This is a genomic window from Burkholderia sp. Ax-1720, from assembly GCF_011753035.1.
GTDB classification, from domain to species: domain Bacteria; phylum Pseudomonadota; class Gammaproteobacteria; order Burkholderiales; family Burkholderiaceae; genus Burkholderia; species Burkholderia gladioli.
Genome location: NZ_VWWK01000203.1, coordinates 1 through 11,608 on the forward strand (window position 1 = coordinate 1; position 11,608 = coordinate 11,608).

Annotated in this window: 9 protein-coding genes and 1 pseudogene; 2 read left to right on the forward strand and 8 right to left on the reverse strand. The window is 68.6% G+C overall.

The genetic code is table 11. From position 1 onward, the window contains the following. The 5 genes and pseudogenes from F3J18_RS32180 to F3J18_RS32200 form a co-directional block, all read right to left on the reverse strand. Nucleotides 1-269, reverse strand: a pseudogene (locus tag F3J18_RS32180) (hypothetical protein); the annotation flags it as partial. A 42-nt stretch (nucleotides 270-311) separates the two neighbouring features. Beyond that, entirely contained in the window at nucleotides 312-1,043 is a 732-nt protein-coding gene (gene ubiE, locus F3J18_RS32185) for a bifunctional demethylmenaquinone methyltransferase/2-methoxy-6-polyprenyl-1,4-benzoquinol methylase UbiE (protein ID WP_025096869.1), read from the reverse strand. 67 nt (nucleotides 1,044-1,110) lie between these two features. Beyond that, complete coding sequence (locus tag F3J18_RS32190; protein ID WP_013699364.1) at nucleotides 1,111-1,524, reverse strand: DUF971 domain-containing protein; 414 nt, start codon at nucleotides 1,522-1,524, stop codon at nucleotides 1,111-1,113. Continuing rightward, complete coding sequence (locus F3J18_RS32195) at nucleotides 1,521-1,964, reverse strand: HIT family protein (RefSeq protein ID WP_025096868.1); 444 nt, start codon at nucleotides 1,962-1,964, stop codon at nucleotides 1,521-1,523. The genes F3J18_RS32190 and F3J18_RS32195 overlap by 4 nt, the downstream gene beginning before the upstream one ends. Nucleotides 1,965-1,997: 33 nt before the next feature. Further along, on the reverse strand, nucleotides 1,998-6,011 hold the full coding sequence (locus tag F3J18_RS32200) for an FAD/FMN-binding oxidoreductase (RefSeq protein ID WP_166916148.1): 4,014 nt from the start codon (nucleotides 6,009-6,011) through the stop codon (nucleotides 1,998-2,000). Nucleotides 6,012-6,502: 491 nt separating this feature from the next. Between F3J18_RS32200 and ilvA the strand changes: the two genes are divergently transcribed. Further along, nucleotides 6,503-8,026 carry a threonine ammonia-lyase, biosynthetic gene (gene ilvA, locus F3J18_RS32210; RefSeq protein WP_013699367.1) on the forward strand — a complete coding sequence of 508 codons (1,524 nt, stop codon included), beginning with the start codon at nucleotides 6,503-6,505 and terminating at the stop codon, nucleotides 8,024-8,026. A 17-nt stretch (nucleotides 8,027-8,043) separates the two neighbouring features. Further along, nucleotides 8,044-8,868, forward strand: a complete 825-nt coding sequence (queF, locus tag F3J18_RS32215; protein ID WP_025101712.1) for an NADPH-dependent 7-cyano-7-deazaguanine reductase QueF — start codon at nucleotides 8,044-8,046, stop codon at nucleotides 8,866-8,868. A gap of 127 nt (nucleotides 8,869-8,995) precedes the next feature. Here queF and F3J18_RS32220 read toward each other — a convergent pair whose 3' ends face one another. From F3J18_RS32220 to F3J18_RS32230, 3 genes are all read right to left on the reverse strand, one after another. Further along, nucleotides 8,996-9,382, reverse strand: a complete 387-nt coding sequence (locus F3J18_RS32220) for a RidA family protein (protein WP_006477830.1) — start codon at nucleotides 9,380-9,382, stop codon at nucleotides 8,996-8,998. Between the two features lie 129 nt (nucleotides 9,383-9,511). Next, nucleotides 9,512-10,987 carry a D-aminoacylase gene (locus F3J18_RS32225; protein ID WP_166916150.1) on the reverse strand — a complete coding sequence of 492 codons (1,476 nt, stop codon included), beginning with the start codon at nucleotides 10,985-10,987 and terminating at the stop codon, nucleotides 9,512-9,514. Between the two features lies 1 nt (nucleotide 10,988). Then, on the reverse strand, nucleotides 10,989-11,608 hold a 620-nt coding region (locus tag F3J18_RS32230), incomplete at its 5' end, for a MurR/RpiR family transcriptional regulator (RefSeq protein WP_166916152.1).

Sequence of the window (11,608 nt, forward strand, 5' to 3'; positions counted from 1 at the left end):
GCGGCCGGTGCCGGCTGCGCGCCGCGCTGGGCCGGCGACGGCGCCGCCTGCTGCATCGGCTGCTGCTGCGCCGGCGGCGTGGCCTGGCGCTGCTGGACCATCTGCGATTGGCGGCCGACGCTGCGCCCGCCGCCCATCCGCCGGGCTTCGGCGTCGAGCGACGCGAAGGTGCCGGCCGTCAGCAGGCCGACCATGAACAGGGTGCCGATCCGTCGCGCCCACGGCCTCGGCTGCTTGCTGCGGTTGTTGAACGAACGGGAATCAGACATCACCATCTCCAAATTGAAAGACAACTGTATGGAAAGAACCCCTTAATACTTGGTTCCGAGGTGTAACGCTACCACGCCACCTGACAAATTGTAATATTTGACGGCGTCGAGGCCAGCGAGTTCCATCATCGTCTTCAGGGTGTCCTGATCCGGATGCATGCGGATAGATTCGGCCAAATACCGGTAACTGTCGGCATCTTTCGCGAATTTATCCCCGAGCCACGGTAATACTTTGAAAGAATACAAGTCGTAGGCTTTCTTCAGCGGGTCCCACACTTTCGAGAATTCGAGCACCATCACCCGGCCGCCCGGCTTGGTGACCCGGCGCATCTCGGCCAGCGCCGCGTCCTTGCGGGTCATGTTGCGCAGCCCGAAGGCAACCGTCACCACGTCGAAGTAGTTGTCGGGGAACGGGATCTTCTCGGCGTCGCAGAGCAGCGAGGGCGTCACCACGCCCTTGTCGAGCAGGCGGTCGCGCCCCACCCGCAGCATCGACTCGTTGATGTCGGTATGCCAGACCTCGCCGGTCGGGCCGGCGGCCTTGGCGAAGGCCCTGGTCAGGTCGCCGGTGCCGGCGGCGAGGTCGAGCACCTTGTAGCCGGGGCGCACGTTCGCCTGGGCGATCGTGAAGGCCTTCCAGGCCCGGTGCATGCCGGCCGACATCAGGTCGTTCATCAGGTCGTAGTTGCTCGCGACCGAGTGGAACACCCCCGCCACCTTTTTCGCCTTGTCGCCCTCGTCGACAGTCTCGAAACCGAAGTGGGTTTTGCTCATCGCGTGAATCCTCTGGAAATGGCAAGACGGCGCCGGATGGGGCGCCGTCGGTTCAGTCGGTGGTCAATCAGTGGCAGTGGCCGCGCGGGGCGCCCGCCCCGGGCATCGGCGCGTCGCGCTCGACGCCGGCCGCCTGCAATCTGTCGAAATAGTCGCGCCAGAGCGCATCCTGGCGCGTCGCGAGCTCATACAGCAGGTCCCACGAATAGATGCCGGTCGAGTGGCCGTCCGAGAAGGTCGGCTGCAAGGCGTAGTTGCCGACGCCCTCGAGCGCGGTGATCGACACCTCGCGCTTGCCGGTCTGCAGCGTCTCCTGGCCGGGGCCATGGCCGCGCACCTCGGCGGACGGCGAATAGACGCGCATCAGCTCGAACGGGACGCGATAGCTCTCGCCGTTCGGGTACTGCAATTCGAGCACGCGCGACACCGCGTGCACCACCACGCCGGATGGAATCGGCGTGGTCGGGGTCAAGCCGCTCATGCATCCCTCTCGTTCAGGATCAATTCGATTTCCTCGTGCACCGCATTGTGCAGCAGGCTCGCCTGCGCCGCGCGCAGCCGCAGCAGCGGCTCGGACACCGAGCGCTGGCGCGGCGCCCAGATCGGCTGCGGAAAGTGCGCATCGTTGGAGAAGCGCGGAATCACGTGCCAGTGGACGTGCGGCACCTGGTTGCCGAGGCTCGCGAGATTGACCTTGTCGGGCTGCATCACGCGGCGCACGGCGCGCTCGACCGCCGCCACCACCAGCATCAGGTGCGAGCGGTCGGCCGGCGACAAGTCAGTGAACTCGGCCACGTGCGCCTGCCAGATCACCCGGCAGAAGCCCGGGTAATCGGTTTCGCCGCTCGCCAGCACCACCCGCAGCCGCTCGTCCTTCCAGAGCAGTTCGCCGCCGTCCTCGCGGCAGAATACGCAATCCATCGTCAGTTCCTTGCAGAGGGGAACGCCCCGACTTTACACCAGGACCCGTTCGATCCCGCCGTTGTTGGCGCGGGCCACGTAGTCGGCCATCCAGTTCTCGCCGAGCACGTTGCGCGCGATCTCGACGACGATGTAGTCGGCCTCGATGTTGGCATCCTCGTTGTAGCGCGACAGGCCCTGCAGGCAGGACGGGCAGCTGGTCAGGATCTTCACCTCGGCCTCGCCCGCGCCGCTGGCGCCATCGCCCGACACCACCGGGATGTTGCGCAGGCGCGCCGCGCCCTTGCGGATCTCCTCCTCCTTGCGGAAGCGGATCTGGGTCGAGACGTCCGGCCGCGTGACCGCCAGCGTGCCCGACTCGCCGCAGCAGCGGTCGTTCTTGGCGATCTGGTAGCCGTCCTTCTCGGCGCCCATCAGCTCGTTGACGAGCTTGACCGGGTCCATGGTCTTGATCGGCGTGTGGCAGGGATCGTGGTACATGTAGCGCGTGCCCGCCACGCCTTCCAGCTTCATGCCCTTCTCGAGCAGGAACTCGTGGATGTCGATGATCCGGCAGCCCGGGAAGATCTTCTCGAATTCATAGCCGGCGAGCTGGTCGTAGCAGGTGCCGCAGGACACCACCACCGTCTTGATGTCGAGGTAGTTCAGCGTGTTCGCGACGCGATGGAACAGCACGCGGTTGTCGGTGACGATCTGCTCGGCCTTGTCGTACTGGCCCGAGCCGCGCTGCGGATAACCGCAGCACAGGTAGCCCGGCGGCAGCACGGTCTGCACCCCGGCCTCCCACAGCATCGCCTGGGTGGCCAGGCCGACCTGCGAGAACAGCCGCTCCGAGCCGCAACCCGGGAAGTAGAACACCGCTTCCGAATCCACGCTGGTGGTCTTCGGGTTGCGGATGATCGGCACGATCTTGTTGTCCTCGATGTCGAGCAGCGCGCGCGCCGTCTTCTTCGGCAGGTTGCCCGGCATCTTCTTGTTCACGAAGTGGATCACCTGCTCGACCACCGGCGGCTTGCCGGTGGTGGCGGGCGGGCGCGCGGTCTGCTTCTTCGTGACCTTCTTGAGCATGTCGTGGGCCAGGCGCTGGGCCTTGTAGCCGACGCCCATCATCACGCCGCGCGCGGCATTGATGGTCTGCGGATTGGTGGCATTGAGGAAGAACATGCCGGCCGCCTGGCCCGGATTGAACTTCTTCTTGCCCATCTTGCGCAGCAGGTTGCGCATGTTCATGGTCACGTCGCCGAAGTCGATCTTCACCGGGCAGGGCGTGGCGCACTTGTGGCAGACCGTGCAGTGGTCGGCCACGTCGTTGAACTCGTCCCAGTGCTTGATCGACACGCCGCGGCGCGTCTGCTCCTCGTACAGGAAGGCCTCCACCAGCAGCGAGGTGGCGAGGATCTTGTTGCGCGGGCTGTAGAGCAGGTTGGCGCGCGGCACGTGGGTCGCGCAGACCGGCTTGCACTTGCCGCAGCGCAGGCAGTCCTTGACCGAATCGGCGATCGCGCCGATGTCGGACTGCTGCATGATCAGCGACTCGTAGCCCATCAGCCCGAAGCTGGGCGTGTAGGCGTTGCGCAGGTCGGCGCCTTCCAGCAGCTTGCCCTTGTTGAAGCGGCCGTTCGGATCGACGCGCTGCTTGTAGGCGCGGAATTCGCGCAGCTCCTCGTCGGTCAGGAACTCCAGCTTGGTGATGCCGATGCCGTGCTCGCCGGAGATCACGCCGTCCAGCGAACGCGCCACCTGCATGATGCGCGCCACCGCGGCATGCGCGTCCTGCAGCATCTCGTAGTTGTCGGAGTTGACCGGCAGGTTGGTGTGGACGTTGCCGTCGCCGGCGTGCATGTGCAGCGCGACGAACACGCGGCCGCGCAGCACGCGCTTGTGGATCGCCTGCGCCTCGTCGAGGATCGGCTTGAAGGCGCCGCCGTTGAAGATGTTGCGCAGCTCGGCACGCAGTTCCTGCTTCCACGACACGCGCACCGTGCGGTCCTGGGTGATGTGGAACACGTTGGCCTCGGGCTGCGCGTCGGCGCGCGCCGCGAAGTTGGCCGCGAGCTTCTCGTAGCCGAGCTGGACCAGGTAGTGCTGGGCCTCGCGCAGCGGCATGTCGAGCCGGTCGCGCAGGAACTCCCAGCGCGCGCGCACCTGCTTGAGCAGCTCCAGCGCGTGCTGCACGCGGTCCTCCAGCAGCTCGGCGCTGGGAATCTCGTTGGCGTCGTCGCTCTTGCCGAGCGGCAGCTCGCCGGTGCGGAAGAAGGCCTCCAGCGCATCCACCAGCTGCAGCTTGTTCTTCAGCGACAGCTCGATGTTGATGCGCTCGATCGCGTCGGTGTACTCGCCCATCCGGTTCAGCGGGATCACCACGTCTTCGTTGATCTTGAAGGCGTTGGTGTGCTTCGCGATCGCCGCGGTGCGGCTGCGATCCAGCCAGAAGCGCTTGCGGGCCTCGGCGCTGACCGCGACGAAACCCTCGCCGCTCTTGCCGTTGGCCATGCGGATCACTTCCGAGGTGGCGGCCGCCACCGCGTCGGCATCGTCGCCGACGATGTCGCCGATCAGCACCATCTTGGGGAAGGCGTTGCGCTTGCTCTTGGTGGCATAGCCGACCGCGCGCAGGTAGCGCTCGTCGAGGTGCTCCAGGCCCGCCAGGATCGCGCCGCCCTGCTTCGAGGTCTCGAACAGGTAGTCCTTGATCTCGACGATGCTCGGGATCGCCTCGCGCGCCTGGCCGAAGAACTCCAGGCAAACGGTGCGCGTGTGCGCCGGCATCTTGTGCAGCACCCAGCGCGCCGAGGTGATCAGCCCGTCGCAGCCTTCCTTCTGCACGCCCGGCAGGCCGGCCAGGAACTTGTCGGTGACGTCCTTGCCGAGCCCTTCCTTGCGGAAGCGCTTGCCCTCGATCTCGAGCATCTCGCTCCTGATCAGCTTCTCGCCCGGCGCGTGGGCGCCGTCGAACCACTTCAGCTCGAAACGCGCCACCGCGATGTCGTGGATCTTGCCTTGATTGTGGTCGTGGCGCGTGACTTCCAGCCAGTTGCCGTCCGGGTCGACCATCCGCCACCAGGCCAGGTTGTCGAGCGCGGTGCCCCACAGCACGGCCTTCTTGCCGCCCGCGTTCATCGCCACGTTGCCGCCGATGCAGGAGGCGTCCAGCGAGGTCGGGTCGACCGCGAACACGTAGCCGGCGGCCTCGGCCGCCTCCGTCACGCGGCGCGTGACCACGCCCGCGCCCGAGAAGATGGTCGGCACCTTGTGCGCGACGCCCGGCAGCTCGGTCAGCTCGACCGCGCCGAGCTGTTCCAGCTTCTCGGTGTTGATCACGGCCGAGAACGGCGTGAGCGGCACCGCGCCGCCCGTGTAGCCGGTGCCGCCGCCGCGCGGGATCACGGTCAGGCCGAGCTCGAAGCAGGCCTTGATCAGGCCCGCGATCTCGGCCTCGGTATCGGGCGTGAGGATCACGAACGGGTACTCGACGCGCCAGTCGGTGGCGTCGGTGACGTGCGAGACGCGCGCCAGGCCGTCGAAGCGGATGTTGTCCTTCTGCGTGCAGCGGCCCAGCGCCTTGGTGGCACGCCGGCGCAGCTCGGCCATCTGCTCGAATTCGCGCGCGAAGGCGTCCACCGCGCCACGCGCGGCCACCGTCAGCATCGCCACCCGCGAGGCACGCTCGCGGCCCGGCTCGTCGCCGTGCTCGGAAAGGTCGGCCTGGCGGCGCTTGTCGATCTCCGCGAGCCGGTGGCTCAGCGCGTCGATCAGCATCTGGCGGCGCTTCGGGTTGTCGAGCAGGTCGTCCTGCAGGTAGGGATTGCGACGCACCACCCAGATGTCGCCCAGCACCTCGTACAGCATCCGGGCCGATCGGCCGGTGCGGCGCTCGCCGCGCAGCTCGTCGAGCGCGGCCCAGGCTTCCTCGCCGAGCAGGCGAATCACGATTTCGCGGTCGGAGAACGAGGTGTAGTTGTACGGGATTTCGCGCAGGCGCGGGGCGAGGTCGGCTGCGACGGCGGCTGCCGCGCCATGCGGATCGAAAACTTGTGGTGCGTTCATGTTCGGACGGTTCGGAGGGCCGGCGGCCGTGCGCATCGAAGGCACGACACCAGCATGCGCGTGGTGCGCGAATCTGGGGAAAATCTTCTGTTACCAGGCGCGCGGCTTGGCGCGGGACCGGCATGCGCATGTACGCGCCACGTCCGGTCGACACGGCCGCCTGGCGGCGTTCGGAGCCCTCAGCACGATCGCGCGCAGTGCGCGTGCCGAACCGCCGCGGGACAAGCTGCGCGCGGGGATGGCTTCACGTGGGCGGTCCGAAATTGCCGTTGCATCTTCCGATCCTTGATTCAAATCGGGATTCTAACTCATGATCGGCGCCGGCGTGGACGCCCGGATCCGGCGGGCAGGCCCGTGAAACGCCGCCGGGCGGGAATTCCCCGTCCGTCCGGTCGGTCACCGCTCGCGCAGGCCCGCCGGGGCGGGGTTGGCGCTAGAATCGCGGTTTTCCCCGCTTATCTGGCGCGCCGGCCGATACCCGCGCGACCGTCATGGCTGCTCACGACTACCTCAAGAAGATCCTCACCGCGCGCGTCTACGACGTGGCGGTCGAAACCGCGCTGGAACCGGCGCGCAACCTGTCCGCGCGCGTGCGCAACCCGGTGTTCCTCAAGCGCGAGGACAACCAGCCGGTGTTCTCGTTCAAGCTGCGCGGCGCCTACAACCGCATGGCCCACCTCTCGGCCGACGCGCTGGCGCGCGGCGTGATCACCGCCTCGGCCGGCAACCACGCCCAGGGCGTGGCCTTCTCGGCGGCCCGGCTCGGCGTGAAGGCGGTGATCGTGGTGCCGGTCACCACCCCGCAGGTGAAGGTGGACGCGGTGCGCGCCCATGGCGGGCCGACCGTCGAGGTGATCCAGGCCGGCGAATCCTATAGCGATGCCTATGCCCACGCATTGAAGGTGCAGGAACAGCGCGAACTCACCTTCGTCCACCCCTTCGACGATCCCGACGTGATCGCCGGCCAGGGCACTGTGGCGATGGAGGTGCTGCGCCAGCACCAGGGGCCGATCCACGCGATCTTCGTGCCGATCGGCGGCGGCGGGCTGGCGGCCGGCGTAGCCGCCTACGTGAAGGCGGTGCGCCCCGAGATCCGCGTGATCGGCGTGCAGACCGACGACTCCTGCGCGATGGCGCAATCGATCGAGGCCGGCGAGCGCGTCACCCTGAGCGAGGTCGGCCTGTTCTCCGACGGCACGGCGGTCAAGCTGGTCGGCGGCGAAACCTTCCGGCTCTGCAGCGAGCTGCTCGACGGCGTGATCACGGTCGATACCGACGCGCTGTGCGCGGCGATCAAGGACGTGTTCCAGGACACGCGCAGCCTGCTCGAGCCGGCCGGCGCGCTGGCCGTGGCCGGCGCCAAGCGCTATGCCGAGCGCGAGGGCATCGAAGGCCAGACGCTGATCGCGATCACCTCGGGCGCCAACATGAATTTCGACCGGATGCGCTTCGTGGCCGAACGCGCCGAGGTGGGCGAGGCGCGCGAGGCGGTGTTCGCGGTGACCATCCCCGAGGAACGCGGCAGCTTCCGGCGCTTCTGCGAGCTGGTGGGCGAGCGCAACGTGACCGAGTTCAACTACCGGATCGCCGACGAGCGCTCGGCGCACATCTTCGTCGGCGTGCAGATCCGCCGCCGCGAGGAATCGGCCGAGATCGCCGCGAATTTCGAGGCGCACGGCTTCCAGACCGTCGACCTGACCGGCGACGAGCTCTCGAAGGACCATATCCGCTACATGGTGGGCGGCCGCTCGCCGCTCTCGCGCGAGGAGCGGCTGTTCCGCTTCGTGTTCCCGGAGCGCCCCGGCGCGCTGATGAAGTTCCTGTCCTCGATGGGCCCCGACTGGAACATCAGCCTGTTCCACTACCGCAACCAGGGCGCCGACTACAGCTCGATCCTGGTGGGCCTGCAGGTGCCGGCCGCCGACCACGCCGGCTTCGACGCCTTCCTCGACGCGCTCGGCTACCCGTTCCACGAAGAGACCGCGAACCCGGCCTACCGGCTGTTCCTGGCCTGACCACGGAGACACGATCGATGACACCCGAACATTCCCCGCTCGGCAAGGCCACCGCCTACACCACCGACTACGACGCGGCCCTGCTGTTCCCGATCCCGCGCGCCGGCGCGCGCGAGCAGATCGGCATCGGCGCCGCCCTGCCCTTCTTCGGCACCGACATCTGGAACGCCTACGAGCTGTCCTGGCTGAACCGGCGCGGCAAGCCGCAGATCGCGGTGGCGACCTTCCTGGTGCCGGCCGATTCGCCCAACATCGTCGAATCGAAGTCCTTCAAGCTGTACCTGGGCTCGTTCGCGCAGACCGCCTTCGACTCGCTCGAGGCCGTGCGCGACGCGCTCAAGCGCGACGTATCCGCGGCCTGCGGCGCGAGCGTGGCCGTGCAACTGGCCTCGCCGGCCGAGTTCCGCAAGCTCAGGCTCGACGAACTCGACGGCATCCCGCTCGACCGCCTCGACCTCGACACCGACATCTACCATCCCGATCCCTCGCTGCTGAGCGCCGCGCACGAGGAGTCGCCGGTCGAGGAGACCCTGGTGTCGGACCTGCTGAAGTCGAACTGTCCCGTCACCGGCCAGCCCGACTGGGGCAGCGTGCAGATCCACTACGTCGGTCCGCAGATCGACCAGGCCGGGCTGCTGCGCTACCTGATCTCGTTTCGCAACCACACCGGCTTCCACGAGCAATGCGTCGAGCGCATCTTCGTCGACATCCTGCGCGAATGCCGGCCCGTGAAGCTGGCCGTCTACGCGCGCTACACGCGGCGCGGCGGGCTCGACATCAATCCGTTCCGCACCAACTTCAACCAGCCGATGCCGGACAACGCGCGCACCGCGCGGCAGTGATCCCGCCCGCCGGAGCGCAAGCGCCGGCAGGGGCACCGTAAACGACCAACGCGGCAGCGCGAGCCCCAGGCTCCCGCTGCCGCGTCGCATGTCATCCGGCAGGGCCCTCAGGGCCCGGCCCGCCCGCTCACTTGACCGGCGGCTTGTAGGCGATGCAGTCCACCTCGACCTTGCAGTCGATCACCATGCTCGACTGCACGCAGGCGCGCGCCGGCGGATGTTCGCCGAAGTACGAGACGAACACCTTGTTGAACGAGGCGAAGTCGCGCGCGTCGTCGAGCCAGACGCCGCAGCGCACCACGTGCTCCAGGCCGTAGCCGGCTTCCTTGAGGATCGCGATCACGTTCTCGATGGTCTGCTTCGATTGCGTGACGATGCCGCCCTCGACCACCTCGCCGTTCACCATCGGCGTCTGGCCCGACACATACAGCCAGCCGTCGGCCTCGACCGCCCGCGCGAACGGCATCACCTGGCCGCCCGTTCCCTTCGCTTCGCCCACTCCGTAACGCTTCATCGCTTTCTCCTTCGGTTTGCTGGTTCGGGCCGCGCCGTCAGCGCGACGCGGCCGGTTCGCGCGGCGCCGCGAAGGCGCCGGCAGTTGCGGTTTCGGCCGGGCCTGGCAGCCCCGCCGGACAATCGATGCTCAGAACGCCGCATCCTCGGCGCGGCGCGTGCCGCGTGGCACGAAGCGGCCCGCGCGCGCGCCGGTGCTGGCGCCGTCGCGATAGGACAGCGCGCCGTTGACCCATACCGCGTGGATCCCGCGCGCGGCCTGCTGCGGCTGCTCGAACGAGGCCAGGTCGATCACCGTGGCGGGATCGAACAGCACCAGGTCGGCCTGGTAGCCGACCTGCACCTCGCCGCGCCCGTCGAGGCCCAGGCGCCGCGCCGTCAACGAACTCATCTTGCGCACCGCTTCCTCCAGCGGCAGCAGCTGCTCGTCGCGCGCGTAATGGCCGAGCACGCGCGGGAACGCGCCCCAGAGGCGCGGATGCGGCAGCGGATCGTTGGGCAGGCCGTCCGAGCCGACCATGGTGGCCGGGTGCGAGAGGATCCGGCGCACGTCGTCCTCGGACATGTTGTGATAGACCGCGCCGGCCGGCTGCAGGCGGCGCCCCGCCTCCTGCTCGCTCACGCCCCACTCGGCCGCGATCGCGGCGATCTTCTTGCCGGCCATCTCGGGATGCGGCTCGGACCAGGTGATGGTGATCTCGATATCGCCCGTCACCTGCTTCAGGTCGAGCGTCGAGGAACTGCGGCTGTAGGGGTAGCAATCGCAGCCGACCGGCTGGATGCGACGCACGCGCTCCAGCGAATCGAGCACCTCGGCGCTGCGCCCCCAGTTCGACGGGCCGGCGCATTTCAGGTGCGAGATCACCACCGGCACGCGCGCATGGCGGCCGACCCGGTAGGCCTCCTCCATCGCGTCCAGGATCGCGTCGAACTCGGTGCGCATGTGGGTGGTGTAGAGCGCGCCGGCCTTCGCCAGCGGCTCGGCCAGCGCCATCACCTCCTCCACCGGCGCCGCGAACGCGGAACCATAGGCGAGCCCCGAGCTGAGCCCGAGCGCGCCGTTGTCGAGCGCCTCCTCGAGCTGCGCGCGCATCGCGGCGATCTCCTCGCCGCTGGCGGCACGATCGAGCCGGTCCATCTGGTTGTTGCGCAGCGCCGTGTGGCCGACCAGGGCCGCCACGTTGACGGCAGGCTGGGCCGCGCCAACCGCCTCGACATAGGCCGCGAAGCTCGGGTAGCGGAACGCCTCGCGATCGCCGAGCAGGTTCATCGGATCGGGCGGCTCGCCGCGCAGCGTCACCGGCGAGGCGCTGATCCCGCAGTTGCCGACCACCACCGTGGTCACGCCCTGCGAGATCTTCGGCAGCATCTGGGGCGCGCGGATCACGTGCGTGTCGTCGTGCGTGTGCACGTCGATGAAGCCGGGCGCGAGCACCAGGCCGTCGGCCTCGATCACCGCCTCGGCCAGCCAGTTCGACAGGTTGCCGACCGCGACGATGCGCTCGCCGCGGATCGCGACATCGCGCTGGACGGGCGCGGCGCCCGTGCCGTCGATCAGCAGCGCGCCGACGATCAGCGTATCGGCCGCTTCGGGATGGGAATGCATGTCAGTCTCCGATGGGTTGTCGTTCACCGCCGCCGCGGTGCTGGTCGAGCGCGTGCTTCACGCGGCGCAGCGTCTCGCGGCAGGTGTCGCCGAGCCGCAGCGCGACCTCGGTGACCAGCACGTCGAGCGCCATCATCAGCGCGTAGCGCGAGGTCGAGGGCTTGAAGATGAAATCGGTCTCGAAGGCGACCACCGGGATCAGGTCGTCGGCCAGTCGCGCGAGCGGCGAGGCCGGCGCGGTCAGCGCGATCACGCGCGCGCCGTAGCGCTTGGCCAGCGCGCAGCTCTCCAGCAACTCGGGCACGCGCCCCGTCACCGACAGCGCCACCAGCACGCAATCCTCGCCCATGGTGCTGGCCACCATCCGCTGCAAGAGCGCGTCCTGGTAGCTCGCCACCGGGCGGCCGAAGCGCACCAGCCGGAAGCGCAGCTCGTCGGCCAGCGCCGTCGAGCCGCCGCCCTGGCCATAGACGTAGATCATGCGCGCGCCGGCCAGCGCCGCGGCCGGCGCCTCGAACGCGGTCTGCCGCAGCAGCGCGTGGTGCTGCTCGAGCGTGGCGCGCACGTCCTCGTAGACGCGCGAGGCGCTGGCCGCGTCGCCCGGCAAGCCGGCCGCGGGCG